Source organism: Streptomyces sp. NPDC008086 (assembly GCF_042957325.1).
In the GTDB taxonomy this organism is placed as follows: Bacteria; Actinomycetota; Actinomycetes; order Streptomycetales; family Streptomycetaceae; genus Streptomyces.
In genome coordinates, this window is the sequence record NZ_JBIBIA010000005.1 from 88,182 (window position 1) to 113,755 (window position 25,574).

The window sequence follows — 25,574 nt, forward strand, 5'->3', positions numbered from 1 at the left end:
CCCGCCGGGCGCGGAAGATCCGCGGACTCCCGGCAGTCCCGGCTCCCGCCACGCTGACCGGAATGCGGGCCGGATGGCTGCGGAAGACCGCGTGTCCGCCTACGCTCGCTCCGTGCTGCGCATCATCGACGCCCGAACCGGCGAACCCGTCGACGCCGCGCCCGCCCGCCGGGGCCTGACCCGCGTCGAGGCCCATACCGAGGGCTTCGACGTCACCGCCCTGCGGGTGCTGCTCGTCGCCGACCTCCTGGTCCGCGCGCTCGAGCTCGGCGGTACGCCGGTCTGGGCGCTCCTCGACGAGGAGCGGCAGCGGGCGGAGCTCAGGGCCGGTGCCGCCGCGCTCGGCATCCGGCCCTTCGAGGAGGGCCGGGACGCCGCGGCGGGGCTCGGCGAGGCACAGGTCCTCCACGTCGTGCGCGAGGGCGGCGCGGAACCCGACGGCGTCCGGGTCGCCGTGGCGCCCGTCCACTCGGAGGCGCCCCCGGAGGAGGCCGACCCCGCCGCCCTGCGCCTCGCACTGCTCGCCGGACGCAGGCGCGTGCCCGTACGGCTCGACGTGACCGCGCTCGCCGAAGCCCACGACACCCTCGCCCGCTGGCGCCGGGCCGTCGCCCGCTGGGCGCAGCAGCCGTCACGGCCCATCCCCGACGAGGTGCGGACGGAACTCCGTACCGCCTGGGAGGACGACCTCGACGTGCCCGGGGTCCTCGGCGTGCTGCGCTGGGTGGAGAGCGCGCCGGAGCTGCCGGACGGCGCCCGCTTCGAGACATACGCCTACACCGACCGGCTGCTCGGCCTCGACCTCGCCCGCGACCTGGGAAACCCGGCATGACCGCGCGCCTGGGAGCGGGCCCGCTGCGCCGCCTGGTCGTCCTGCGGCACGCCAAGTCCGCCTGGCCGGACGGCGTCGCCGACCACCAGCGCCCGCTCGCCCCGCGCGGCCACCGGGACGCCCCGGTCGCGGGCCGGCTCCTCGCCGAGAACGACTGCCTGCCGGACCTCGCCCTGTGCTCGACCGCCGTACGCGCGCGTGAGACCTGGGAACTGGCCGCCGCCCAGTGGGGCACACCGCCGCCCGTACGCCTTGAGCCCCGCCTGTACGCGGCCGACGTGCCCGAGCTGCTGGCGGTCGTGCACGAGATGCCCGCCGCCGTCCGGACGCTGCTCCTGGTCGGGCACAACCCCGGCCTGGAGGACCTCGTGCTCGAACTCGCCGGGGACGGCCTCGACGACGCCCTGGACGAGGTCCGTACGAAGTTCCCGACCTCGGCGATCGCCGTACTGGCCTGGCACGGCACCTCCTGGCAGGCCCTCGCCCCCGGCACGGCGCTGCTGACGGGCGTGATGGTGGCCCGGGGCCGGAAGAAGTGAGCGGACCGGCGTCAACGGCGCGTCGGCATAGGCTGGCCCGATGCAGGACGAGTACCGCACCGTCGCCCACGCCGGCGTGCACGAGACCGAGGTCAACCGCTCACGCTTCCTCTGCGCGCTCGCCCCGGCGGCCACCGAACAGGAGGCCCAGGACTTCGTCGCCGCGGTCCGCAAGGAGCACGCGGACGCCACCCACAACTGCTGGGCCTACGTCATCGGCGCCGACGCCGCCGTCCAGAAAGCCAGCGACGACGGCGAACCGGGCGGCACGGCAGGCGTCCCCATGCTCCAGATGCTGCTGCGCCGCGACATGCGTTACGTCGTCGCCGTCGTCACCCGCTACTACGGCGGGGTCAAGCTGGGCGCGGGCGGGCTCATCCGGGCCTACGGCGGCGCGGTCGGCGAGGCACTGGACACCCTCGGCACCCTCACCCGCCGCCGCTTCCGCCTGGCCACGGTGACCGTCGACCACCAGCGCGCCGGCAAGGTGGAGAACGACCTGCGCTCCACCGGACGCGAGGTGCGCGACGTGCGGTACGGCGAGGCGGTCACCATCGAGATCGGCCTGCCGGACGCCGACGTGGAGCCGTTCCGCGCGTGGCTCGCGGACGTGACGGCCGGGTCGGCGGGGTTCGAGCTCGGGGGAGAGGCGTACGGGGACGCGTGACGGTCACGCCGTTCCAAGGTCGCCGCCACCATCGGGCCGACTGACTGACACTTCCTCAACTTCTGTCACTTCAGGCAGGTTTGACGTGTGAGTACTCCTCACGGCTCACCGGACTCGGATATCGTGACAAGGTGCTGGTAAGCCTGACTGTGGTGGGGGCGGCCCGCCAGTCGTTCACCAAGACGTTGGCCGTGACGGGTGCGGATGCCGAGGCGGTGGTGGCCTCCGCATGGCCGCCGGCGGCACCGCCGGGCCTCATGGCCAGTGTGGAAGCGGATCCCCGTCACCCGGGGCTCGTCAGGGTGACCCAGGAGGGACTCTGGCTCGGCAGCCCCGTCGCGCGGGACGAGGCCTTCGGGTATCTGCTGGCCCGGTTACGGTCGCTCGCCGACGCCGCCCAGCGGCTCGGCGGAGTCCTGCACGCGCCCGGCGTCTCGCTCGGCCCCTCCTCGCCGCCCGCCGCGGGCGATACGCACACCCTTTACGTCACCGACGCGGCGGAGCAGGAGGTGCTGGTCAATCTCCTGCGCCGGTACAGTCCCGCGCTCATCGCGCTCTGCGGCCGTGGCACGGTCGGGCCGCAGCCGGACCGGGTGGGGTCCCGCTGGCTCACCGACTCCCGTGAGCACCTCACCACGCGCTACCTCGCCTCGGCCGACCCCCGGCACCTGGAACACGTACGAGCCGACATCCGGCGCCGCGACGGAATCGCCGACCTGACACGGATGGACGTCGCCCCCGTGCCGGAGACCGACGACAGGCCCGCCGGGGTCCTCGTCCGGTGCATCGACGCACAGCTGTCGGTGACCGACCTGCGCGCCCAGGCGCTGCTGCTGGCGGCCCTCGCCCTGTACGCACGTCGCAAGGTGCGCGCGGGCAACCGCGAGGGCAACATCCCGCAGGCGGTCCTGGAGAAGAACCGGGCCCGTGCCGTCACCCAGGGCCTGCGCGCCCGGTTCCTGCCGGAGGGCGACCGCGCCGCCAGAGCGGCGGACACCGTCCCGGCCCGGGAGAGCGTCCGGCGGCTCCTGGACGAACTCCTGCTTCCGCTCGGCCGGTTGGAGGCGGTCCCCGAGGAACTCGTCCCGCTGCTCGTGCCCGTCGAGGGGCCCGACACCGGCCTTCCGCCGACCCGCAGCCAGGACGTCCTGACCGCCGCCGCCCGCCGTGGCCCGAACGAACTCGCCGCGCAGGCCGAGCTGTTGCTCTTCGACGCCCGCCCGGGAGGCCTGCTGCTGGAGTCCCTCCGGCGGGACGCTCCGGGCCGGGTCGAACTGCTGCTCGGCTCCTGGGCCCGCCGTCTGGCGCGGGCCGAGGACACCAGGCGTTCCGGCTCCGGTGGCGGCCGCCGCAAGGGTGGCGACACGCGGGGAGACAAACGCGGTGACAAGCGCGGAGAGAAGGCGGCCCGCGGCGGATCCGACCGCGCCGGGGCCTCCGGCAACCACGGCAGGCGCTCGGGCAGGCCGGACCGAACCGGGCAGGACCAGCGGGGAAACCCCCGTCGCAACCGGGGCGACCAGGACCGCGGACGCGACCGCAGGGGCGGCCAGCGCACCCGCGGCGGCTCCGGAGACGCCGGCACCACCGCCCGCGACAGCCGGCGCGGACGTGAACCAGGCGGCCCGGCCGGACCGGAACCCGGCACGCCCCGCGGCGGAATGAGTGATACGTGACCACAGCACCGACCACCGTTCCCGACAGCCAGGTGGACGTCGTACTCGACCTGCGTCACTGGCCCGCCCCCACGGACGGTCAGGAGGCCCTCGTCGGGCTCTGGCAGCAGCTGGAGCCCGCGCTGCACGCCAAGCCGCTCGCGGCCGGCAGCGTGCACGTGTGGGAGTCCGAGAGCGGACGTATCACGGTGGAGATCGTGCGCGTCGACGCCCACCTGGAACGGGCGAGCGCGGACACGCACTTCGCCATCGCGGCCGTACGACAGCGCTCGGCCCTGGTCTACCGGTGCGCCGAGTGCGAGCGCGGCAACCGCTCCGGGTACGGCTCGTTCCGCTGCCGCGGCTGCGCCGACGCGGGCCGCCCCGACCGGATCTGCGTCGACCACGCGGTGGTCCTCGACGGGGCGCTGCTGCCGTCCTGCGCCGACCACCGGCCCTCGTGCCGCGGCTGCGCCCGCACCGCGGTGTTCTGGTGCTCCGGCCGTGACTGCCGGACCACGGTGGCCTGGTGCGAAGAGCACCGCCGGCGGCACCCGCAGGACCCCGACACCGACTACTGCCCGGACTGCTACCGCCACGCCTTCCCCGTGTGCGAGCGACCCGGATGCCAGGCGGTGGGCACCGCGCGGTGCGACTGGCTCGACCCCGCCGGACACGCCTGCGGCCGCTCGGCCTGCACCCGGCACGCCCGCCGCTGGCAGGTCTTCGGGTACGAACGCGTAGGCATCGGCCTGTGCCAGGAGCACGACCGGGTGCGCTCCCTGACCGCCGACGAGATCCTCTGGCAGATCTGCGGAACCGCCGGCCGCCGCCGCGGGCAGCGCATGCCGTCCCTCGCCGCCTTCGGGCACAACCTGCGCACCGTCCAGCACGTCGAACTCGCCGTCGACTACCGCTCGATCCGAGCCCGCCTCGCCATGCTGCAGACCCGGCTGCGCGCCATGGCGCCGTCGCCCGCACTGCGCGCCGTGGAGCGGGCCGCACCCGACTGGGACCGCCAGCTGGAGGAGCTGATGGGCACCGCCCGGCAGGGCGAGGTGCTCGTCGAACGGCTCCGTGCGCTCGTACGGGAACACGACCACCGCTTCGGAGCCGAGATCGCGGCCGGGCTGACCCTCGCCGAGTACAAACCCCCACGTCCGCCGGAGTTCGGCGGCGGCCTGTGGGTCCGGGTGCCCGAGCATCTGATCGGAAAGTTCATCGGACCGCAGGGTTCCCGTATCAAGGACTACACCGCGCGCCTCGGCCTCAAGGTCGACCTGCACGGCCGCAGGAGGACGTCACGATGAGTGTGCCGATGCCCGGCGCCGACCGCCACCGGCTCCACCTCGTACCCGCCGAGGGGCCGCTGACCGGACAGCGGATCGGCGTCCCCGCGGGGAACCTGTCCGCGCACCCCGGGCACGACGGCCTGCCCGCCCTGCTCACGCTGAACGCCACCGTCGACCCGGTCTCCGCCGCCGTACGGCTCGTTCCGCTCGCCGCGGTGCCCGACGGTGTTGTCGCGGTCAACGAGGACCTGGCCGCGAGGCTCGGATTCGAGGAGGGCTCCGAGGTCCGGGACTGGCGGCTGGACGCCGTACCCGTGGAGCCGGTGAAGTCGCTGACGCTGGAATCCTCCCTGGAGGCGCCGTTCGACGTCCTGGCCCGCGAGATCGGCGAAGCGGGACTGCCGGGAACCCTGTTGTGGATCCCGCCGCAGGAGGACGCCGAACTCTGGGTCGACGTCCCGGGCTCCGCCTCCTTCCGGGTGCGGGGCCTGGAGGCGGGCGGCCGGCGCGGCGTCCTCGTCGAGATCGGCGAGCGCACCGACGTGGAACTGTTCGTCTCCAGCGCCCGCAACGGCGTCGACATCGTCATCCTCGCCGACTGCTCCGGCTCGATGAGCGTCCCCGACATCCCGGAGTACAGCGAGGGCAGCGCCTACGGCGGGTACTCGGCCCGTGGCCGCCCTCGTATGGACGTGCTGCGCAGCGCCCTGAACGACCTGTTGGAGATGCGGCTGCGGATCAGCGGGCGTGTCTCGCGGCTGGCGATGCTGAAGTTCACCCACGTCACCGAGCACGTCTTCCCCCGCGACGGCGGCATGGCCGAACTCGACGCCGGCTCCACCGGGCCCGCCGTGGAGGAGTTCCGCAACGCCGTGGCGGTCCTGCGCCCCGAGGACGCCGGCACGGACATCGGCAACGCCCTCCACGAGGCGGCCAACCTGCTGTACCTGCACGGGAAGCCCGGCAACGAGCGGCTCATCGTGCTGGTCAGCGACGGCGCCCACTGGTCGCGGCGCGGCAACGACGGGGTCGGCGAGGTGGTGTACGCCGACCGGGAGCCCGTGAGCCTCATGGAGTACCTCCACGTCAACACCAAGGTGCGGCTGCACGCGGTGGGCGTCAGCACCATGGCGATGTACCGGCGCTGGATCGCCGCGGGGAACCGGGGCGGAGAGGTCTTCGAGCCCAACCACGAACTGCTGCAACAGCTCGTCAGGGTCGGCGGCGGCGACGACGCGGCGATCGGCGGGTTCGACGTGCTGGCCCGCTACTTCTCCGGACTCGGCGCGGGCATGACCCGCCGCGTCTCCCTCGGCCGGAGCCGGCGCCCCCGCCCGGACGGCACCCTGCCGCCGCGCCTGGACCAGGCGCTGCGCCTCCTCGCCGAGCAGCACCGCGCGAACGCGTCGGCCGGGTCCGCCCACCAGGCCACGCACGACGCACGAACCCTCGGGCAGCGGCTGCTGGAGTCCACCGGCGTCGCCATCGGCGAGTCCCGACGCGCCCTGGGCAGGCCCCTGTTCCGCGACGAGCCGGTGCGGATGGCGGTGAACAGGGCCGTCGTCACCCTGCAGACCCGACCGCACCCCACCTTCGAGCGAGACCTGGCCTCCGCGTTCAGCCCCGCTCGCCTCGCCGCCGTCCCCGCCGAACTCGCCGATCCCCTGGACACCCTCGGCATGCTGCTGGAACAGCTGCGCGCGGCACGGCAGAACGGGGCCTGGGACACCGGGCGCCGGATCGCGTGGGTCGACGAGCTGGCCACGGCGATGGACGCACTGGTGGCGGCGCTGAAGTCCCTGCCGGACGCGCAGCGCCCGCCGGCCGACTCCGCGGGCGCCGCCGGGCCCGGCCGGGACGAACACGCCCGGGAGCCGTCGCCGGGTCCCCAGGGCGCGCGCCCGGCCCCCGTCCCGCAGCGGGACGGCCACGACAGCGCCGGGACAGGCTCCCAGGCACCCGCTGCGGCCACCCCCGGGGCCCCCACGCCGGCCGCCCGGGAAGCCGACCAGCCGACCCCGACCACCATGCCCCTGTTCCGCTACCGGGGTGAGGAGTGAACCGGGTACCCCGCTGGGCACCGGACTGGCAGTGCGGGCCTCCCGAGAAGCCCGAGGAGTACACCCTCGTCAGCCATCTGCACACCGGAGGTGAGGGCGAGGTCTGGCGTGCCTCCCGCAGGCTCCGGGACGGCGGCGAGAGCCACTGCGCGCTGAAGATCCTCACGTCCGAGGAGGGGGACGTCACGCCGGAGCAGCGCGCCGCCTGGCGGGAGCGCTGGGCCGACAGCGTGCACCGACGGTTCGGCCTCGACATCCCCGGCCTGGCCACCCCCTACCAGTACTTCGTCGGCCCGGTGCCGCGGCCGGCGCGGCAGCCCCCCTCGGGTGCACAGATCCTCTACCTCGTCTCGCCGTGGTACGACGGTACGCCCGCCGACCTGTGGGCCGAGTCCTCGACGGCCGACGCGGTGGCCCGGGCCGAGGTGCTGCGCGCGCTGTGCGTGATCGTGGACCGGCTCCACGACCTCGGCCATGTGCACCAGGACATCTCCGGCGGCAACGTCCTGGTCACCGCCGACGGTCAGGTCCAGCTGATCGACATCACCTTCCTCGCCCCGCTGGAGCGGGAACTGACGCTGATCCCGTACACACCGGGCTACGCCCCCGAGGGCCAGGAAGAGGGAGAGGGCGAGCAACGCGACGGACGCCCGGACCCCGCCCGGGACCGGTTCTCCGTCGGCGCCGTGGCCCGTGCCCTGCTGCTGCCCGACCTGGGCCCGCTGGGCGACTACGACGCGGCGCGGATGACGCACCGTCAGCTCGTGTCGTACGGCTACTCGGTTCAGGTCGCCGACTGCCTGGTGCGCGCTCTCGACCCGGAACCCGCCCGGCGCCCCGCCCCGTTGACGGACTGGGCCGAGGAGCTGCGGGACCTGCTGATCGCAGACCGGGACGCCCCGCACACCTGCGTCGACGTCCTGCCGGCGGGGATCGGTCATCCCCTGGTGGTGACCGGCGGACCCTCCGGACTGCGCTGGTACGGCCTACCGGGGCGGCCATCGCATCGCCCGTCGTCCGCCGTGGGCACTCCCCGCGGAGTACGGGACGTGGCCTGCCTCTCCGGCCCGCACGGCGGTTGCGGTGTCGCCGCGGTCGACGCGCGCGGCGCGCTCTGGCTCGGCACCGCCGACCGGTGGCGTGAGCTGGCCGGGGACGTGCGGAGCATCGTCGCTCTGAACACCCACGGCATGCCCGCGCTGCTCTGGGCGGGGCACGGCTCCGGCGTTCACCTGTACCGATGGCTTCCAGGCGACGAGGCCGACCCCCGGCCGGCACCGAGCCGGCTGTCGGCGTCGACCGGCGCACCGGCCGAGGTGCTGGCCGCCTCCCGTGACCGCGACGGCCGCCCCTGTGTCCTGGTCGGACTCCCGGACCTGGTGGAACTGTGGGCCTGGCCCGAATCGTCGGGCGGACCGCCCCACCGCCGCCCCGTCAGCGACGCTCCGGCCACCCGCGCCGCCCTCGCCCTCAACGTGTGGGGTGAGCTGGAGGCCGCCCTGCTGCGACCGGACGGCAACCGGGAAATCTGGTGCGACCACTTCGCCGACGGCTGGCTGTGCATGGAGGAGTCACGGCCCACCGGAGCCGCCACGACCGACGTCGCCCTGCTCGGGGACCGCCGCCTGAACGCCCGCGCCGACGCCGCCCCCGACGGGCTCACCGTGTCCGTGACCACGCCCGACGACTCCAGCACCTGGCACATCACGGACCCCGCCCACCAGGTCCGCCTCACCCGGACCGGAGACGGCCGTCTGCTCGCCGTCTACCTCGCCGAGGACGGGCCCCGGTCCGTGTGGGAGGAGTGGACCGGAACGCAGGGGCCCGTGCAAAGGCTCCAGATCGTCGGCGCGGACTGAGCGGGGGTCGCCCTCGGCGCCCACGATGGAGTTCGCATCGCCGTCGAACTCTGTGGATATCTATGGAAATACAGGGATATTCGGTGGCGGATGTCGAGGACGGTCCGAAGCCCGTGATGGTCCAGGTGCCGAGAGGCGTTAGCGTGGTCGGTGCGGAAGGCGAGGACCGTGCCGGTTCGGTGCCGGGTCCAGGTGAGGTAGGGGGAAGCGTGCGGGGCGGAGCGGTGTCTTGAGAATTCTGCACACGTCCGACTGGCATCTGGGCCGGGCCTTCCACCGGGTGAACATGCTCGGCGCCCAGACCGGGTTCATCGGTCACCTGGTCACCACCGTGCGGGAGCGCGGCGTGGACGCCGTGGTCGTGTCGGGGGACGTGTACGACCGGGCGGTGCCGCCGCTCGCCGCCGTCGAGCTGTTCGACGACGCGCTGCACCGGCTAGCCGACCTCGGGGTGCCGACGGTGATGATCTCCGGGAACCACGACTCGGCGCGCCGGCTCGGCGTCGGGGCCGGGCTGATCGGCCGTGCGGGCATCCATCTGCGGACCGAGGCAGCGGCGTGCGGTACGCCGATCGTGCTGCGGGACGACTTCGGCGACGTGGCCTTCTACGGGCTGCCGTATCTGGAACCCGCCCTGGTGAAGGACGAGTTCGGGGTCGACAAGGCCGGGCACGAGGCCGTGCTCGCCGCGGCCATGGAGCGGGTGCGGGCCGACCTCGCCGCACGCCCGCGTGGCACGCGGGCGGTCGTTCTCGCGCACGCCTTCGTCACCGGAGGCGAGGCCAGCGAAAGCGAGCGCGACATCACCGTCGGCGGCGTGGCCGCGGTGCCCGCCGGGGTCTTCGACGGCGTCGACTACGCGGCGCTGGGCCATCTGCACGGCTGCCAGACCATCACCGAGCGCGTCCGCTACTCCGGCTCGCCGCTGCCGTACTCGTTCTCGGAGGCCGACCACCGCAAGACCATGTGGCTCGTCGACCTGGACGCCGACGGCGCCGTCACCGCCGAGCGCGTCGACTGCCCGGTGCCGCGCGCGCTGGCCCGGATCCGCGGGACGCTGGAGGAGCTGCTCGCCGACCCCGGGCTCGCCCGGCACGAGGAGGCGTGGGTGGAGGCCACGCTCACGGACACGGTGCGACCGGCCGACCCGATGGCCCGTCTCGCCGAGCGCTTCCCGCACACGCTGAGCCTCGTCTTCGACCCCGAGCGGGCGCCCGACGACCCCGACGTGTCCTATGCGCGGCGGCTCGCCGGCCGAAGCGACCAGGAGATCGCGGAGGACTTCGTGGCGCATGTGCGCGGCGCCGGACCCGACGAGGACGAACAGGGCGTCCTGCGGGACGCGTTCGACGCGGTGCGGGCCGACGAGACCGTCCGGGAGGTGGCGCGGTGAGGCTGCACCGTCTCGACATGACGGCCTTCGGGCCCTTCGGCGGCTCGCAGAGCGTCGACTTCGACACGCTGTCCCTGGCCGGCCTCTTCCTGCTGCACGGACCGACCGGCGCCGGAAAGACCTCCGTCCTGGACGCGGTCTGCTACGCGCTCTACGGCTCGGTGCCGGGCGCCCGCCAGAGCGGCCAGGGCACGACCCTGCGCAGCGACCACGCCGCGGCCGGCACCCGCACCGAGGTCCGCCTCGAACTCACCGTCGCCGGACGCCGGTTGGAGATCACCCGGCAGCCGCCCTGGGAGCGCCCGAAGAAGCGCGGCACCGGCACGACGCTCGACAAGGCCCAGAGCTGGCTGCGCGAGTACGACCCGCGGGCCGGGGCGTGGAAGGACCTCAGCCGCTCGCACCAGGAGATCGGCGAGGAGATCACCCAGCTGCTCGGCATGAGCCGGGAGCAGTTCTGCCAGGTCGTGCTGCTGCCCCAGGGCGACTTCGCCCGCTTCCTGCGCGCCGACGCCGAGGCCCGTGGCCGGCTGCTGGGCCGCCTCTTCGACACCCACCGCTTCGCCGACGTCGAAAAGCGCCTCGCCGAGCGCCGGCGCGCCGCCGAGGCCCAGGTGCGGGACGGCGACGCCGCGCTGCTCGCCGACGCGCACCGGATGCAGCAGGCGGCGGGCGACGCCATGGCACTGCCCGACCTCGCACCGGGCGAGCCGGGCCTGGCGGACGCCGTCCTCGGCGCCGCGGCGGTCGCCCGCAGCACCGCCCGCGAGCAGCTCACCATCGCCCACTGCCGCCTCCTCGCCGCCGAATCCGCCCAGGCCGCCGCCGACCGTGCCCTGGGCGACGTACGCGAAGTCGCCAGACTCCAGCGGCGGTTCGCCGACGCGCGGGAGCGGGCCCGGCTGCTCGAGGAGCGGGCCGACGGCTACCGGCAGGCGCAGGTCAGGATGGAGCGGGCCCGCAAGGCCGAGGCCGTGGCACCCGCGCTGGAGCTGCGCGAGGCAGCCGAGTCGGAGCACCAAAGGGCGTCCGCCGCCGAGACACGGGCCCGTGCGCTGCTGCCGGAGACCTTCGCCGAAGCCGGCGCCGCCGGACTCGCCGCCGCCGCGCGCCGGGCCGCCGAGGAACTGGGCGGGCTGGAGTCCGCCCGCCGCGCCGAGCAGCGGCTGGCCGACCTCGTCGGCGAGCGCGACGAGCTGGATCGGCAGGAGCGGGCCGACGAGGGCCTGCTCCAGGACGCCGAGGACTGGCTCGCCGGGTGGGAGGAGAACCGCGCCGCGATCCAGACCCGTATCGACACCGCCCAGCAGGCCGCGACCCGCGCCGAGCAGCTCGCCGTACAGCGCGACCCCGCCCGGCAGCGGCTCGGCGCCGCACGGCTGCGCGACCAGCTGGCCGACGACACGGACACCGCCGCCGACCAGGCCCGACTCGCCCACCAGCGGGTCCTGGAGGCCAAGGCGCACTGGCTCGACGTCAAGGAGCGGCGGCTGAACGGCATCGCCGCCGAACTGGCCGCCCAGCTGGAGGCCGGCGCGCCCTGCGCGGTCTGCGGCGCCACCGACCACCCCGCACCCGCCCGCAAGGACGCCGGACACGTGGACCGGGAGGCGGAGGAGCACGCGCTGACCGCCTACCAGCAGGCGGAGGAGCGGCACACCGAGAAGGAACGGCAACTGGGCGTCGTACGCGAGGCGCTGGCCGCCGCGACAGCCGAGGCCGCAGACACCCCGACCGATCAACTCGCCGCGCACTGCGAGGAGTTGGAGCGCCTCTACGCGCAGGCCCGCCGGGACGCGTCCGCTCTGCACCCGGCTCACGAGGAGCTGCGCCGGGCCGAGGCCGAGTACGAGCGGCGGACCGTCGACCGGCAGCAGGCGGCGGTCAGGGTGGCCGCCCGGGTGGGGCACCGTGAGCGGCTGGACCGCGAACGGGCCGCTCTGGAGGCGGAGTTGACCCAGGCCCGGGGCGCCGCGGACAGCGTGGCCGCGCGCGCCGCCCAACTGGAGCGGCAGGCCCAGCTGCTCACCGACGCCGCCGACACGGCGCGCGCCGCCGAGGACGCCGCCCAGCGGCTCAAGGACGCCGACGCCCGCCTCGCCGACGCCGCCTTCCGCGCCGGGTTCGACACCCCGCAGGCCGCGGCCGCCGCACTCCTCGACGACGCCGCGCACCGCGAACTCAGGCGGCGGCTGGACGCCTGGCAGTCGGAGGAGGCCGCCGTACGGGCCGTCCTCGCCGAAGCCGACACCGCGGCCGCCGCCGAGCAGCCGCCCGCCGACGTCCAGACCGCCGAGCGGGCCGCTTCCGCGGCGGTCCAGCGGACCCGCGACGCCGCCTCCGCACGCGACGCCGCCGCCCGGCGCCGCACCGAACTCGACCGGCTGTCCGCGCACGCCACCGCCGCCGTACGCCAACTCGCCCCGCTGCGCGAGGAGTACGACCGTGTCGCCCGCCTCGCCGCCCTCACCGCGGGCACCTCGGCGGACAACGAACGCAAGATGCGCCTCGAGTCGTACGTGCTGGCGGCCCGCCTGGAACAGGTCGCCGCCGCCGCGACCGTACGCCTCCAGCGCATGTCGTCCGGCCGCTACACCCTCGTCCACTCCGACGACCGGGCCGGCCGGGGCCGCAGCGGCCTCGGACTGCACGTAGTCGACGCCTGGACCGGCCGCGAGCGCGACACGGCGACCCTCTCCGGCGGCGAGACCTTCTTCGCCTCCCTCGCCCTCGCCCTCGGCCTCGCGGACGTCGTCACCGACGAGGCCGGCGGGGTCCGCCTCGACACCCTCTTCATCGACGAGGGCTTCGGCAGCTTGGACGACCAGACCCTCGACGAGGTGCTCGACGTACTCGACTCGCTGCGTGAGCGCGACCGCAGTGTCGGCATCGTCAGCCATGTCGCCGATCTGCGGCGGCGGATCCATGCGCAGCTGGAGGTCGTCAAGGGGCGGTCGGGGTCGGTGCTGCGGCAGCGGGGGCACTGACCGAGGGGGCGGCTGACGGCGCGTGATCCTTCGTGTGCCGCTCTCAGCTCGCGATCTCGGGGCCCAGACACCCACTGAGAGCCGTCATGTCGTGCGTTCGACGAGTGATCACTGAGTGGGGCGAGAGGGCTCGGCACCTTCCGCAGACGGACCGGGAAGGGACTCAAGGGAAGGGACTCAAAGGGGCGTTCGCATGCGTCACTGGAGTACCTCGGTGCTTCGGCGGGCCGCGATCACGGTGCGGAGCGGGGCCGCGATGAGCAGTGCGACAGCGACCAGGAAGCCGCTCGACCACAGCGGCCCGAGGTTCCCGGCCGGGGTGCTGAGGGTGGTTGCGGCGATGAGGGGGCCGACAGCGGCGCCAACGTTGAGTGCCATGGTCGCGTATGAGCCGGCCATGGTCGGGGCTCCCGCGGCCTCGTAAAGGACCCGCGTGATCAGGGTACTGCCCAGTGCGAACGACAGGGCACCCTGGACGAACACTAGGGCGAGCAGGGTGACCGGCTGGTCGGCCAGCACGGCCATGGCCGACCAGCCCACGAGCAGCAGCGGGCCGCCGACCGCGATGACCGGGCCGGAGTGCTGGTCGGACAGCCGACCGGCGACCGTGACCCCGGCGAAGGAACCGATACCGAAGAGCACCAGGGCCACAGAGATCCACAGTTCACCGAGCCCGGCGGTGCCGGTCACGACGGGGGCGAGGAAAGTGAAGCCGGCGAAGGTGGCCGCGTTCACCAGCGCGCCGAGCAGCATCACCAGGAGCAGACTCCGCCGCGCCAGCTGGGCGAGTTCCGCTCGCAGGGCCGGCCCGCCAGGGGTCTGTTCCTTCGCCCGTCCTGCTGGAATCCCCTTCAGGATGCCGAGAGCCGCGGGCAGGCAGAGAGCGGCGACAGCCCAGAATGTGGCCCGCCAGCCGAGCAGCGTGCCGAGCACCGAGCCACCGGGGACACCGGCAATCGTGGCGGTCGTCGTGCCCGACAGAAGCACGGCCAGCGCACGTCCCTTCTTCTCGGGCGAGACCAGAGTGGTGGCAGCCGCCAACGCGATGGCGAGGAACCCTGCGTTCGCGAGCGCGGCGACGACCCGGGTGGCGAACAGGACCGGGAAGCTGGTGGTGACGGCGCCCACGGCGTGGGCCGCCGCGAAGGCGAGGATGAACCCGAGCAGGCTGGAGCGCCTGGACCAGTTGCGGGCGAGTGCGGCCGCAAGGGGGGCACCGACGATCATGCCGATGGCGAAGGCTGAGGTGAGCACCCCTGCCGTCCCGACGGTGACGTTGAGATCGGAGGCGATGTCCGGCAAGAGGCCGGCGAGCATGAACTCCGAGGTTCCCATGGCGAAGACGGCCACGGCAAGCAGATACAGCGGAAGAGGCATCGAGTGGCTCCGGAGCGAGGAGAAGCACGACAAGGTCATCTCGTCACCGCGGCCAGCCCTCAAGGGCACCCTCGTCGCACCGCAGAACGCGGCATGACGGCAGGCCTAGGAGCTCAGTGGTTCAGGGGGCTGACGGCGTGACCGAAAGCCCCCACCGTGTCTGACTCAGGACTCGACATGGCCCGCACGCTACCCGACCACTGTCCGTCGGGGCACCTTGGTTTCACCAGCGTCGGCCTGTGTCACCAACGTCATGTCCCGCAACAGACGGATGACATTGGCCCACGCTCAGCGTGGGCAACCTGGGCGTCGAAGTGCCGTCACCGGTGGTTCTGTCGAGGTGCTTGCGCTGCTTCGTGCACCTGGCCCATGGGGGGCTGTGCTGGCCGCACCGCTCTCTACCGCTCCCCCCAGTCCTTCAATTCAAGGCGCCCAGGGAGGAGAAGCCGTCGACAACATTGGCTGACATCACCTCCAGTACGGCGGGGCGGCAAGGGGAACAGAAAAGAGAGGGTCGGGGACTGACGTATGCAGAGGGAGGGCATCACTCCGGCCCGCTCGCCGCATGCCGCCCGACTCCCACCCCTCGCGCCGGCTTAAGGAGCTGCCGTGGACCGCCCTGTGCCCCTAGTTCTCGACCCGACCGGTCGCGCCCGCCAGGCCGAGGAGACCGCTCTGCACTCCGCCGGGCCCGCCGCCCTCGTGGACATCCTCGGCGTCACGGCCTGGTCGGTCAGCGACCCGGCCGTCCTCAAGGGCCTGTTGAACGATCCGCGGGTGTCCAAGGACGCCGGTCGGCACTGGCCTGCGTACATCAGCGGTGAGGTCACGGAGAAGTGGCCGCTGGCTCTGTGGGTCGGGGTGGACAACATGTTCACCGCCTACGGCGACGACCACCGGCGGCTGCGGCGCCTGGTCAGCAAGGCGTTCAGCGGCCGACGTACGACTGAGATGGCGCCGCGCATCGAACAGCTCACCACGCACCTCATCGACCGGATGGCCCGGAAACCGCCCGGCGAGGTCGTCGATCTGCGGGAGGTGCTGGCCTTCCCGCTGCCCATCCAGGTCATCGGCGACCTCATGGGCCTGCCCGAGGACGCCTGGCCCAGGTTCCGCGTCCTCGTCGACGGCGTCTTCGACACCACGCTGGACAGGCAGGAGGCCGCGGACAACACCATGGCCCTGTACGCCATCCTCACCGAGCTGGTCGCGGCGAAGCGGAACGCGCCCGGCGCGGACCTGACGTCGGCGCTCATCCATGCCCGTGACGACGAGGGCGACGGCTCCGTCCTCGACGAGAAGGAACTCCTGGACACACTGCTCCTCGTCATCAGCGCCGGCTATGAGACGACCGTCAACCTGCTCGACCAGGCCGCGACCGCCCTGCTCTCCGACCCCGCCCAGCTCGCCTACGTCCGTGCCGGGCAGGCGTCGTGGGACGACGTGATCGAGGAGACCCTGCGCTACGCCGCACCCATCAGCCACCTGCCCCTGCGGTACGCCGTCGAGGACATCCGTCTGCCGCACGGGATCGAGATCCGCCGAGGCGAGGCCATCCTCGCCTCGTACGGGGCCGCCGGCCGCCATCCGGATCTGCACGGCGCGACCGCGGGAGAGTTCGACGTCATGCGGCCCGACAAGCAGCACCTGACCTTCGGGCACGGCGCGCACTTCTGCCTCGGGGCACCCCTGGCGCGCGCCGAAGCCCGGGCCGCCCTCCCCACGCTGTTCAACCGCTTCCCGGACATGGCCCTGGCGGTACGCCCCGAGGAGCTCGAACCGGTGGCGAGCCTCCTCGTCAACGGCCACCGCACAGTGCCCGTCCGACTGCGGCCCGAGCCGTAGGCCCAGTCGGCCCCTGGCCTGCGCCGAGCGCGACTCAGTGGTCGTAGTCGATGGCCTTCGTTGGGGAGCCCTCGAACCAGGCCTGCCGCAGTGGGCGCTTGAAGCGTCCGGAGCATAGATTGTCGGAGGAACTACCGGCCAACTCGGGGAGCCCCCATGCCACTTGAACCCTCGCTCATCAACAGCAACGTGCCGCATTCGGCCCGTATCTGGAACTACTGGCTGGGTGGCAAGGACTGCTATGAGATCGACCGGCACGTCGGTGATCAGATAGTCGCCGCCAACCCCCACATCCTCGACATCGCCCGGGCTCAGCGGGCGTTTCTGGTCCGCGCCGTGGAATACCTGGTCAGCGAGGCCGGTATCCGTCAGTTCCTGGACATCGGCACGGGGCTGCCCACCGCCGGCAACACCCACGAGATCGCTCAGCGGGCGGCCCCCGAGTCGCGCATCGTCTACGTCGACCACGACCCGGTCGTGCTGGTCCATGCCGAAGCGCTGCTGACCAGCACGCCCAGTGGCAGAACGGCCTACATCGACGCCGACCTGCGCGATCCCGACGGCATCCTGGAAGGTGCGGCCAAGACGCTGGATCTCACCCAGCCCACGGCGCTGATGCTGCTGGGCATCGCCGCGCACATCACCGACGACGCCGTGTACGACATCGTGCGCCGCCTGGTCGACGCCCTGCCACCGGGCAGCTACCTCGTGTTCTGTGACAGCACCGAGGTCGTTCACCCCGATCAGCAGCGCGCGATGATCAAGCAGTGGAACGAAGCGAGCGACAACCCGCGCGTCAACCGCAGCCCTGAGGAACTCACGCGGTTCTTCGACGGCCTGGAGCTGCTGGACCCAGGATTGGTCTCGGTCTCACGCTGGCGCCCCGAGTCGGCCGCCTCCGAACCGCCGGCACAGGTCGACAGCTTCGGCGGCGTGGCGCGTAAGTCGTAGCCCTCAGGCCCGATCCGGGCGTTGGGGTGGCGCGAGGGCACCGTCAACTCACTGACCGAGCGGGCGTCTCGGCAGCGGTGACGAGTAGACCACGCTCGTCGTCACCGAGCCCAGCGTGCCGATCTTCCCGGACACCTCCTCCAGGTGCCGCATCGAGCGGGCCGCGACCTTGATGACGAAGCAGTCGTCGCCCGTGACGTGGTGGGCCTCCAGGATCTCGGGCGTCGCGGATACCAGGTCGTGGAAGGGCTTGTAGTTGCCGTTCGGATACCGAAGGCGTACGAAGGCCAGGATCGGCAGCCCCAGCCGCTCTGGGTCGACCACGGCGGCGTACCCCTGGATGACGCCGGCCTCCTCCAGGCGGCGCACCCGCTCGGTGACCGCGCTCGCGGACATGGAGACGGCTCGGGCGAGCTCGGCGAAGCTGGCCCGGCCCTCCCGTTGGAGGACGTCGAGGATGCGCCAGTCGGTGGCGTCCGGGGAAAACGTGGTCATGGGGGAGAAGTAGCAGGGGAATCCCCGGCGGATCAAGAGGGGTGCCGGGGATTGCGCCTTCTGGAAGTGGATCACCGGCCATAGGTTGTGGGCATGACGAACGCTGCCCCCGCCCCCGCCACTGCCCCGGCCCCCACCCTCTCCAATGCCACCGCCAACCCCGTCCTGCGTGTCCCTCCCGCCGCCCCCGCCGAGGCTGCCGCCTACTTCCGCGCGAGCCTCGTCTTCCACGCCGACGTCTCCGATGTCGCCGCCGCGCTCGCGGCCGACGGCGACCCCGGTTTCGTCGTCCTGGACTCCCGTTCCACCGAGTCCTGGGACCAGGGCCACATCCCGGGCGCGATCCACCTCCCCACCGCCCTGATCCCCGAGCAGGCCGAGCAACTCCTCGACAGGTCCGTGCCCGTCGTGACGTACTGCTGGGGCCCCGGCTGCAACGGAGCGACCCGTGCCGCCCTCGCCCTCGCCGAACTCGGCTACCAGGTCAAGGAGATGCTCGGCGGCTTCGAGTACTGGGCCCGCGAGGGCTTCGCGTACGAGACCTGGGAGGGCCGTGAGCGGCGTGCAGCCGACCCGCTGACGGCGCCGGTGGACGCGGAGAACTGCGGCTGCTGATCCACGAGTTGGGCACGGTGACCGGTGAGCCCGCTGTGCGTGTAGGTTCTGCTGCCATGGTGCGATACGCGGAACCGGGCGCGGTGGAGTGGGTGGAGTCGGGCGGCGGCCCCCTGATCGCGATACCAGAGACGGTGCTGCCGTTCTGGGCGGGCGCCGACGGCGACGAGACGGCCTCGGACTACGACCGGGCCTGCGAGGTCGACGGGTCCGTCGGCCTGCTGCCCGTGGGCGACAGCGCGGCCCTGGTGCTGGGCGACGAGCCCGCCTCCACCGCCTATCTGCCCGACCACGGCGTCTTCGTACGCTGGTGCGCGGCCGACTCCGAGGCGGAACTGCTGGCCCGGGTCCCGGCCGCCCTCGCCGGCGCCGTCTGGGAACACGAGGTGCGCTGGAAGGTCCCGGGCACGGTGGTCCTCTTCGACTCCGCCTGGCCGGGACCCGAGACCGAGCGGACCGAGCATCTGCGGGTGGCCCTGGAGCCGGGGGCGTACGCCGTGCGCGCCGCGCAGGTGCAGCCCGGACCGGAGACATGGCTGGGGCTGGTCCAGCTGGAGCGGCTGCCGCACTCCGAGTAGGCGGAGTTGCGCCCCGGCAATCAGGCGCCGCGCCTCGGGCAAGCAGATGCCGCGCCTCGGGCAAGCAGATGCCGCGCGGATCGGTCCCCGGCCGGGCCGCCGCGGACAACGTGGCGCGGGGCTCCGAACACTCAGGCGTCGCGCCTCGGCCAACCAGATGCCGCGTGGATCGGTGCCCGGCGGGCCACTCCGGACAATCGGGCGCCGGACTCCGACAATCAGGCGCCGCGCCCCGACAATCAGGCGCCGCACCTCGGCCAAGCAGATACCGCACCTCGAATAACCAGGTGCGCCGGACCCTCCCGTTCCCCATGATGGTCTGTCATGCCCCGCTTCCCCCACCCCGCCCCCGAAGACCTGCGCCGCGACCTCCTGCCCCTGCGCGGCCGCACCGCTCTGGTCACGGGGGCCAGCAGACGTGCCGGCATCGGACACGCCGTGGCCCGGCGGCTCGCCGCGTACGGGGCGAGCGTCTATCTGCACCACCATGTGCCGCACGACGCCGCCATGCCGTGGGGAGCCGACCGGCCCGAGGAGGTCGTCGCCTCCGTCCGCGAGGCGCTCGGTGATCCCGATGGCCGGGTCCTCGCCGGACCGGGCGACCTGTCCGACCCGGCCGCGCCCGCCGAACTGATCGCCACGGCCGCCGGGGCGTTGGGCGGACGGCTCGACATCCTGATCGCCAACCACGCCGTCAGCGGCTCCGACGGCACCCTCGACGAGATCGACGCCACGATGCTCGACACGCACTGGGCCGTGGACACACGTGCCGTACTGCTCCTCGTCCAGGCGCACGCCCGACTCAGGCCGGCCGGCCCCGGCGGACGCGTCGTGATGATGACCTCCGGCCAGGACATCGCGGGCGGCATGCCCGGCGAGATCGCCTACGCCCTCCAGAAGGGCGCCCTCGCCTCGATCACCCGCTCCCTGTCGACCACGCTCGCCGGACAGGGGATCACGGTGAACACCGTCAACCCCGGGCCCGTCGACACGGACTACCTGACCGGCGAGGCGTACGAGGCGGTGGCGGCCGCCTTCCCCGCGGGCCGGTGGGGCATGCCGGACGACCCGGCCCGCCTCATCGCCTGGCTGGCCACGGACGAGGCGGGCTGGATCACCGGTCAGGTCATCAACTCCGAGGGCGGCTTCCGGCGCTGATCAGAGCGCGGACAGCTCGTCGACCAGGTCGTCCAGGCCCAGCGAGCCCTGGGACAGGGCCGCCATGTGCCACGCCTTGAGGTCGAAGGCGTCACCGTGCCGCTCGCGGGCCTTCTCCCGGCCCAGCAGCCACGCCCGCTCGCCGAGCTTGTAGCCGATGGCCTGGCCCGGAATCGTCAGATACCGGGTCAGCTCGCTCTCCACGAAGTCCGCCGGACGGCTGCTGTGCGAACCGAAGAACTCCTGCGCCAGCTCCGGAGTCCAGCGCTCACCCGGGTGGAACGGCGAGTCGGCCGGGATCTCCAGCTCCAGGTGCATGCCGATGTCGACGATGACACGCGCCGCCCGCATCATCTGCGCGTCGAGGTAGCCGAGCCGGTGCTCCGGGTCCGTGAGGAAGCCGAGTTCGTCCATCAGCCGCTCCGCGTACAGCGCCCAGCCCTCGGCGTTGGCGCTGACCATGCCGATCGTGGCCTGGTAGCGGGAGAGGTTCCGGGCGACATGCGTCCACTGCGCGAGCTGGAGGTGGTGGCCCGGTACGCCCTCGTGGTACCAGGTCGAGACGAGGTCGTAGACCGGGAAACGGGTCAGCCCCATCGTCGGCAGCCAGGTGCGGCCCGGACGCGAGAAGTCCTCGGTCGGGGGCGTGTAGTACGGGGCCGCCGCACCGCCGGGCGGGGCGATGCGCGACTCCACCTTCCGTACCCGCTCGGCGAGTTCGAAGTGCGTGCCGTCCAGCTTCTCGATCGCCTCGTCCATCAGGCCCTGCAGCCAGTCACGGACCTCGTCGACGCCCTCGATGTGCTTGCCGTGCTCGTCGAGGTGCGCCAGCGCCACCCACGGCGTCGCGGCGCCCGGAAGGATCCGCTCAGCCTCCTTCCTCATCTCGCCGAGCAGACGGTGGTACTCGGCCCAGCCGTACGCGTACGCCTCGTCGAGGTCGAGGTCCGTGCCGTTGAAGTAGCGCGCCCAGCGGGCGTACCGCTCACGGCCCGCCGTGTTCGGCGCGCCCTCGATCGCCGGTACGTAGACGTCGCGCATCCAGTCCCGCAGTTCCACCACCGCGGCCGTCGCACCGCGGGCCGCCTCGTCCAGCTCCGCGCGCAGTGCCTGCGGTCCGGCCGATACGAAGTCCTCGAACCAGCCGCGGCCCTCGCCCGTGTCGGACCACTCGGTGAGCTGCTCGACGAACGTGGCGGTCGGCCGCGGAGCCGCGTACAGCTTGCGCTCCAGACCCAGTGCGAGGGACTCGCGGTACCCCGCGTACGCGGCCGGCACCGCGCGGAGCCGTTCGGCGATGGCGGCCCACTCCTCGTCGGTCCCGTTCGGTGTGACGGTGAAGACCTCACGGACCGAGTGGGCGGGCGTCGCCATGTTGCCGACCGAGCGCAGACCCTCGTCGGCGTCGTGCACGGCGAGTTCCGCGGTGAGCCGCTCGCGCAGCAGGCGCCCGCACCGGCGCTCGCTGTCACTGTCCGCGCCGGGCGTGCGCTCTGCCTCGTCGAGCCGTGCGAGGGTGGCCCGCTGGAGCTCCGCGACCGCCATCTGGCCCGCGGGCGAGAGGTCGGGGAGCCGGCTCGAACTCTCCTTCACACCGAGATACGTACCGGTGATCGGATCGAGGGCGATGAGCTCGTCGACGTAGGCGTCGGCGACCTCACGGGGCAGCGGGCTGTGAGTATCAGACATACGGGCCATCCTCGTACGGCGACCGCCGCCGCGTCAGCCCGGTTCCGCCGGTGCCCGCCCGCGTCAGCCGGATTTCGCTGAGGGCTTGTTCTCCGGCGCGCCGGGTGGCAGCAGCGGCCCGCAGTCCCACTGCTGGAAGATCAACCGCGTCTCCACCCGCGCCACTTCGCGCTGGGAGGTGAACTCGTCGAGCACCAGCCGCTGGAGATCCGCCATGTCCGCGACCGCGACATGCACGAGATAGTCGTCGGGGCCGGTCAGATGGAACACGGTCAGCGACTCCGGCAGCGCCCGGATCCGCTCCACGAACGGCCCCACCAACTCCCGCCGATGCGGTCTGACCTGCACGGACAGCAGTGCCTGGAGCCCGCGGCCCAGCTTGGCCGGGTCCAGTCTGAGCTGATGGCCGAGAATCACCCCCGATCGGCGCAGCCGGGTCACCCGGTCCAGACACGTCGACGGCGCCACCCCGACCTGCACGGCGAGGTCGCGATACGTGGTCCGGGCGTCGTTCTGCAGGAGCCGCAGCAGATGCAGATCGACCGGATCCAGTACGACAGATTCGGCCATGTGCCGAACGTAACACGGGGCCCTCTCCGTCAGCCCCGCCCGTTGTTCAGTCTTCCGCTCCATGGACCCAGCGAGCAGGGAGGCATACGCCGGTATGCACGGGTACGACGACGTACGCACCGCATCGAGAGCACTCGCCACCGAGGCCGTCCACGCCGGCCGCGACGACCTCGCCCGGCAGGGACTGCACGCCCCGCCGATCGACCTGTCCACCACCTACCCCTCCTACGACAGCCGCGGTGAGGCCGCCCGCATCGACGCCTTCGCGGCCACCGGCGCCGAGCCGGACGGCCCGCCCGTCTACGGCCGCCTCGGCAACCCGACCGTCGCCCGCTTCGAGACCGCCCTCGCCCGCCTGGAGGGCACCGAGGCGGCGGTCGCCTTCGCCAGCGGGATGGCGGCACTGACCGCGGTCCTGCTCGTACGGGCCTCGATGGGCCTGCGCCATGTCGTCGCCGTACGCCCGCTGTACGGCTGCAGCGACCATCTGCTCACCGCCGGACTGCTGGGCTCGGAGGTGACCTGGACCGACCCGGCCGGTATCGCGGAAGCGCTGCGTCCGGACACCGGCCTGGTGATGGTCGAGTCCCCGGCCAACCCCACCCTCGCCGAGGTCGACCTGCGTGCCGTGGCCCACGCCTGCGGATCGGTGCCGCTGCTCGCCGACAACACCTTCGCCACGCCCGTGCTCCAGCGCCCCGCCGAACAGGGCGCACGGCTGGTGCTGCACAGCGCCACCAAGTACCTCGGCGGACACGGGGACGTGATGGCGGGCGTGGTGGCCTGCGACGAGGAGTTCGCCGGACAGCTCCGGCAGATACGGTTCGCCACGGGCGGCGTCCTGCACCCGCTGGCCGGCTACCTCCTGCTGCGCGGCCTCTCCACCCTCCCCGTACGCGTCCGGGCCGCCTCCGGAACCGCCGCCGAACTCGCCCGCCGCCTCACCGCCGACCCGCGCGTCACCCGCGTTCACTACCCGCGCATCGGCGGCGCCATGATCGCGTTCGAGGTCGACGGCGACCCGCACGAGGTCATTGCCGGCGTCCGCCTGATCACCCCGGCCGTGAGCCTCGGCAGCGTCGACACCCTCATCCAGCACCCGGCGTCCATCAGCCACCGCATCGTCGACGCGGACGACCGCCGCGGCGCCGGCGTCAGCGACCGCTTGCTGCGGCTGTCGGTGGGCCTGGAGGACGTGGAGGACCTGTGGGCGGATCTGGATGAGGCGCTGGGAGCGCGGACGCGCCCCGGAAGGGGCGCGGGGAACCGCGCGACCAGCCACAACGCACCCGCGGCCGCCGCCCGGGCTTAACCCCTACGGTGCTCATGCGATGAGGCCCCGCCCGGCTCACCCGCACCGGACACGCGCCCCACGACCCCCAGGGCCCCCTCCGGCGCAACCGGCGGAGCCACCCGCGCGGTGATGACCAGGGTCCCCTCCTCGACCTGATAGTCGAGGGGGAGCCCCAACCCCCGCATCGCCGCGACCATCCCGGTGTTGGACGACTGCGTCACGGCGTACACGCTCTCGCATCCCGCCTCCACCGCCATCCCCACCAGCCTGCGCAACAACTCGGCGCCGATGCCCCGCCGTTGCCACGCGTCCTCGACGAGCAGCGCGACCTCCGTCTCGTCCCCGTCCCACAGCAGATGACCGAGCCCCACGATGCGCCCCGACGCCGTCTGCACCGCGATCGTCCGCCCGAACCTCGGACTGAGCAGATGGTTCAGATAGCGCTCGGCGTCCCCGACCGGCCCGTGGTACCGCATCCCGAGCGTCCGCGTGGAGCACCGTCCGTGCATCTCCTTCGCCGCCCGGAGGTCACCGGTGTCCACCCGGCGCACGGTGATGTCGTTGCCCTCGGGCAGCGTCAGGACGTCCTCGCTGCTCGGCACGCGTGGCCCGAGCCGGGCGTCGAGCTCCACCAGCGCCCGCGCCCGCGCGAACTCGGTCGGCGTGAACGGCAAATAAGGCCGCTCCACGGTGATCACTCCACCTTCCGGCGCCCGCAGCCGCATCACGGTCTCCTCGAGCGCCCCCTCCACCGGCACCGTCTTCGGCCCCCGGCCGCCCCCGGCCGGCACCGCGGGCAGTGAACGGATGGTGCACCGCCCCAGCAACTGCCGCAACGCCAGCGGGAGTTCCGCCGCGTCCAGGGCGGTACGGGTGGCGAGGCCCAGCACCCGGGTCGGCGCGTCCACCAGGTCATGGGCGTCGGCCCGCTCGATCCAGGTCCCGGTACCGCCGGCCACCGCCACCGCCTCCGTGATCTCGGCCGCCGCGAGCCCACCCGGCGTACGGATAAGGAACTCGTCCACCGTGCCCTCCGCCAACGGATGGGTCTGGAGGCTGAGGATGTCCACCCGCAGCCCGGCGAGCGCCGTGCACAGTGCCGCGAGCGACCCCGGCGCGTCCTTCACCGTCGTCCGCATCCGCCACAGCGCGTTCTCCTCGGCCACCGGCGCGGACGTCTCCCGCGCCTGCTCCGACGGCCCGGCCTGCTCCACCGAGGGCGGCCGGGCGCCGGTATCGCTCGTCGGCGGTGCGTGACCGTGGCGTCGTGACCACCAGGAGTGGAACCCCGCCGCCGCGGCCAGCGCCGTCGCCGGGACCAGCAGCAGCGCCGGTCCGTCGGGCCCGTTCCCGATCAGGCGCGTCACCCCGTCGACCGCGGCCACGGCCGTGAGGAGGGCGGCCAGGTGGATGGCGTTGCGTCGCCAGTGGTGCACGGGGCGTCCGTGCTTCGCCCGCGTCACATCAGATATGTCTCGACTCATGCAGCCACTGTGAAGGAAGGGTGTTGCGTGATCACGAACGCATTGTGACCGGGCGGTAAAGAAGGCTTATGCCGGTTTTGTCGTCTATTCAATTATGTTGCGCGGCGAGCGGAGGCAGACGCAGCGCGAGTGGAGAGGCCGGAGGGGCTGGAGGGGCCGGAGAGGCCGGGGTGCGGCAGGTGGTCGACGGATGCCGGTGGTCGACCGACGCCGGTGGTCGGGCGGGGCCGGTGG

The 25,574-nt window shown here is 73.0% G+C and carries 20 protein-coding genes; 15 read left to right on the forward strand and 5 right to left on the reverse strand.

What is annotated here, in order from left to right:
* Positions 1–73: 73 nt before the first annotated feature.
* The 9 genes from ACFZBP_RS18320 to ACFZBP_RS18360 all read left to right on the forward strand — a co-directional run bounded on the left by ACFZBP_RS18320 (position 74) and on the right by ACFZBP_RS18360 (position 13,284).
* Positions 74–832 carry a hypothetical protein gene (locus tag ACFZBP_RS18320; RefSeq protein WP_383453614.1) on the forward strand — a complete coding sequence of 253 codons (759 nt, stop codon included), beginning with the start codon at positions 74–76 and terminating at the stop codon, positions 830–832.
* Entirely contained in the window at positions 829–1,371 is a 543-nt protein-coding gene (locus tag ACFZBP_RS18325) for a SixA phosphatase family protein (RefSeq protein ID WP_383453616.1), read from the forward strand. Before ACFZBP_RS18320 ends, ACFZBP_RS18325 begins: the two co-directional genes overlap by 4 nt.
* 40 nt (positions 1,372–1,411) lie before the next feature.
* Positions 1,412–2,038 (forward strand): YigZ family protein, encoded by a 627-nt coding sequence (locus ACFZBP_RS18330; protein WP_383453618.1) that lies wholly within the window; start codon positions 1,412–1,414, stop codon positions 2,036–2,038.
* Positions 2,039–2,169: 131 nt separating this feature from the next.
* Positions 2,170–3,714, forward strand: a complete 1,545-nt coding sequence (locus tag ACFZBP_RS18335; protein WP_391414247.1) for a hypothetical protein — start codon at positions 2,170–2,172, stop codon at positions 3,712–3,714.
* On the forward strand, positions 3,711–5,003 hold the full coding sequence (locus ACFZBP_RS18340) for a KH domain-containing protein (protein ID WP_391414249.1): 1,293 nt from the start codon (positions 3,711–3,713) through the stop codon (positions 5,001–5,003). Before ACFZBP_RS18335 ends, ACFZBP_RS18340 begins: the two co-directional genes overlap by 4 nt.
* Positions 5,000–7,045 (forward strand): VWA domain-containing protein, encoded by a 2,046-nt coding sequence (locus ACFZBP_RS18345; protein WP_391414250.1) that lies wholly within the window; start codon positions 5,000–5,002, stop codon positions 7,043–7,045. The genes ACFZBP_RS18340 and ACFZBP_RS18345 overlap by 4 nt, the downstream gene beginning before the upstream one ends.
* Positions 7,042–8,904 carry a hypothetical protein gene (locus ACFZBP_RS18350; RefSeq protein ID WP_391414252.1) on the forward strand — a complete coding sequence of 621 codons (1,863 nt, stop codon included), beginning with the start codon at positions 7,042–7,044 and terminating at the stop codon, positions 8,902–8,904. The genes ACFZBP_RS18345 and ACFZBP_RS18350 overlap by 4 nt, the downstream gene beginning before the upstream one ends.
* A 229-nt stretch (positions 8,905–9,133) precedes the next feature.
* On the forward strand, positions 9,134–10,297 hold the full coding sequence (locus ACFZBP_RS18355) for an exonuclease SbcCD subunit D C-terminal domain-containing protein (RefSeq protein WP_391414254.1): 1,164 nt from the start codon (positions 9,134–9,136) through the stop codon (positions 10,295–10,297).
* Complete coding sequence (locus ACFZBP_RS18360; RefSeq protein WP_391414256.1) at positions 10,294–13,284, forward strand: AAA family ATPase; 2,991 nt, start codon at positions 10,294–10,296, stop codon at positions 13,282–13,284. The genes ACFZBP_RS18355 and ACFZBP_RS18360 overlap by 4 nt, the downstream gene beginning before the upstream one ends.
* A 198-nt stretch (positions 13,285–13,482) precedes the next feature.
* Here the strand turns inward: ACFZBP_RS18360 and ACFZBP_RS18365 are convergent, their stop codons facing one another.
* Positions 13,483–14,661: a Cmx/CmrA family chloramphenicol efflux MFS transporter gene (locus ACFZBP_RS18365; RefSeq protein ID WP_391414258.1), complete on the reverse strand. Its 1,179-nt coding sequence runs from the start codon at positions 14,659–14,661 to the stop codon at positions 13,483–13,485.
* 609 nt (positions 14,662–15,270) lie between these two features.
* On the opposite strand from ACFZBP_RS18365, the gene ACFZBP_RS18370 reads away from it, so the two are divergent.
* Positions 15,271–16,506 (forward strand): cytochrome P450, encoded by a 1,236-nt coding sequence (locus tag ACFZBP_RS18370; protein ID WP_391414260.1) that lies wholly within the window; start codon positions 15,271–15,273, stop codon positions 16,504–16,506.
* A gap of 156 nt (positions 16,507–16,662) precedes the next feature.
* Complete coding sequence (locus ACFZBP_RS18375; protein WP_391414262.1) at positions 16,663–17,457, forward strand: SAM-dependent methyltransferase; 795 nt, start codon at positions 16,663–16,665, stop codon at positions 17,455–17,457.
* A gap of 48 nt (positions 17,458–17,505) precedes the next feature.
* On the opposite strand, the gene ACFZBP_RS18380 is transcribed toward ACFZBP_RS18375, so the two are convergent.
* Positions 17,506–17,952 (reverse strand): Lrp/AsnC family transcriptional regulator, encoded by a 447-nt coding sequence (locus ACFZBP_RS18380; RefSeq protein WP_383453638.1) that lies wholly within the window; start codon positions 17,950–17,952, stop codon positions 17,506–17,508.
* A gap of 93 nt (positions 17,953–18,045) precedes the next feature.
* Between ACFZBP_RS18380 and ACFZBP_RS18385 the strand changes: the two genes are divergently transcribed.
* The 3 genes from ACFZBP_RS18385 (at position 18,046) to ACFZBP_RS18395 (ending at position 20,303) form a co-directional block, all read left to right on the forward strand.
* On the forward strand, positions 18,046–18,567 hold the full coding sequence (locus ACFZBP_RS18385; RefSeq protein WP_391414264.1) for a rhodanese-like domain-containing protein: 522 nt from the start codon (positions 18,046–18,048) through the stop codon (positions 18,565–18,567).
* A 56-nt stretch (positions 18,568–18,623) separates the two neighbouring features.
* Positions 18,624–19,145 (forward strand): Imm21 family immunity protein, encoded by a 522-nt coding sequence (locus tag ACFZBP_RS18390; RefSeq protein ID WP_391414267.1) that lies wholly within the window; start codon positions 18,624–18,626, stop codon positions 19,143–19,145.
* Positions 19,146–19,469: 324 nt separating this feature from the next.
* Positions 19,470–20,303 carry an SDR family oxidoreductase gene (locus tag ACFZBP_RS18395; RefSeq protein ID WP_391414269.1) on the forward strand — a complete coding sequence of 278 codons (834 nt, stop codon included), beginning with the start codon at positions 19,470–19,472 and terminating at the stop codon, positions 20,301–20,303.
* Here ACFZBP_RS18395 and ACFZBP_RS18400 read toward each other — a convergent pair whose 3' ends face one another.
* Together ACFZBP_RS18400 and ACFZBP_RS18405 are read right to left on the reverse strand one after the other, a co-directional pair.
* Positions 20,304–21,992, reverse strand: a complete 1,689-nt coding sequence (locus ACFZBP_RS18400) for a DUF885 family protein (RefSeq protein ID WP_391414271.1) — start codon at positions 21,990–21,992, stop codon at positions 20,304–20,306. It abuts the gene before it with no gap.
* A gap of 63 nt (positions 21,993–22,055) precedes the next feature.
* Positions 22,056–22,562 (reverse strand): Lrp/AsnC family transcriptional regulator, encoded by a 507-nt coding sequence (locus ACFZBP_RS18405; protein ID WP_234762563.1) that lies wholly within the window; start codon positions 22,560–22,562, stop codon positions 22,056–22,058.
* A gap of 61 nt (positions 22,563–22,623) precedes the next feature.
* Here ACFZBP_RS18405 and ACFZBP_RS18410 point away from each other — a divergent pair, with 61 nt between their 5' ends.
* Positions 22,624–23,874, forward strand: coding sequence for a PLP-dependent transferase (locus tag ACFZBP_RS18410; protein WP_391414273.1), 1,251 nt, complete (start codon positions 22,624–22,626; stop codon positions 23,872–23,874).
* Here the strand turns inward: ACFZBP_RS18410 and ACFZBP_RS18415 are convergent.
* The gene (locus tag ACFZBP_RS18415; protein ID WP_391414275.1) at positions 23,871–25,340 is read right to left on the reverse strand and encodes a GNAT family N-acetyltransferase; all 1,470 of its coding nucleotides are present in this window, start codon (positions 25,338–25,340) and stop codon (positions 23,871–23,873) included. The genes ACFZBP_RS18410 and ACFZBP_RS18415 overlap by 4 nt on opposite strands.
* Positions 25,341–25,574: the final 234 nt, after the last annotated feature.

Excerpts from the sequence above, each read along its gene's own strand:
- ACFZBP_RS18380 (WP_383453638.1), bottom strand. The coding sequence starts at position 17,952 with ATGACCACGTTTTCCCCGGACGCCACCGACTGGCGCATCCTCGACGTC.
- ACFZBP_RS18365 (WP_391414258.1), bottom strand. The coding sequence starts at position 14,661 with ATGCCTCTTCCGCTGTATCTGCTTGCCGTGGCCGTCTTCGCCATGGGA.
- ACFZBP_RS18390 (WP_391414267.1), top strand. The coding sequence starts at position 18,624 with ATGGTGCGATACGCGGAACCGGGCGCGGTGGAGTGGGTGGAGTCGGGC.
- ACFZBP_RS18385 (WP_391414264.1), top strand. The coding sequence starts at position 18,046 with ATGACGAACGCTGCCCCCGCCCCCGCCACTGCCCCGGCCCCCACCCTC.
- ACFZBP_RS18320 (WP_383453614.1), top strand. The coding sequence starts at position 74 with ATGGCTGCGGAAGACCGCGTGTCCGCCTACGCTCGCTCCGTGCTGCGC.
- ACFZBP_RS18400 (WP_391414271.1), bottom strand. The coding sequence starts at position 21,992 with ATGTCTGATACTCACAGCCCGCTGCCCCGTGAGGTCGCCGACGCCTAC.
- ACFZBP_RS18375 (WP_391414262.1), top strand. The coding sequence starts at position 16,663 with ATGCCACTTGAACCCTCGCTCATCAACAGCAACGTGCCGCATTCGGCC.
- ACFZBP_RS18410 (WP_391414273.1), top strand. The coding sequence starts at position 22,624 with ATGGACCCAGCGAGCAGGGAGGCATACGCCGGTATGCACGGGTACGAC.
- ACFZBP_RS18330 (WP_383453618.1), top strand. The coding sequence starts at position 1,412 with ATGCAGGACGAGTACCGCACCGTCGCCCACGCCGGCGTGCACGAGACC.
- ACFZBP_RS18415 (WP_391414275.1), bottom strand. The coding sequence starts at position 25,340 with ATGAGTCGAGACATATCTGATGTGACGCGGGCGAAGCACGGACGCCCC.
- ACFZBP_RS18325 (WP_383453616.1), top strand. The coding sequence starts at position 829 with ATGACCGCGCGCCTGGGAGCGGGCCCGCTGCGCCGCCTGGTCGTCCTG.
- ACFZBP_RS18345 (WP_391414250.1), top strand. The coding sequence starts at position 5,000 with ATGAGTGTGCCGATGCCCGGCGCCGACCGCCACCGGCTCCACCTCGTA.
- ACFZBP_RS18395 (WP_391414269.1), top strand. The coding sequence starts at position 19,470 with ATGCCCCGCTTCCCCCACCCCGCCCCCGAAGACCTGCGCCGCGACCTC.
- ACFZBP_RS18405 (WP_234762563.1), bottom strand. The coding sequence starts at position 22,562 with ATGGCCGAATCTGTCGTACTGGATCCGGTCGATCTGCATCTGCTGCGG.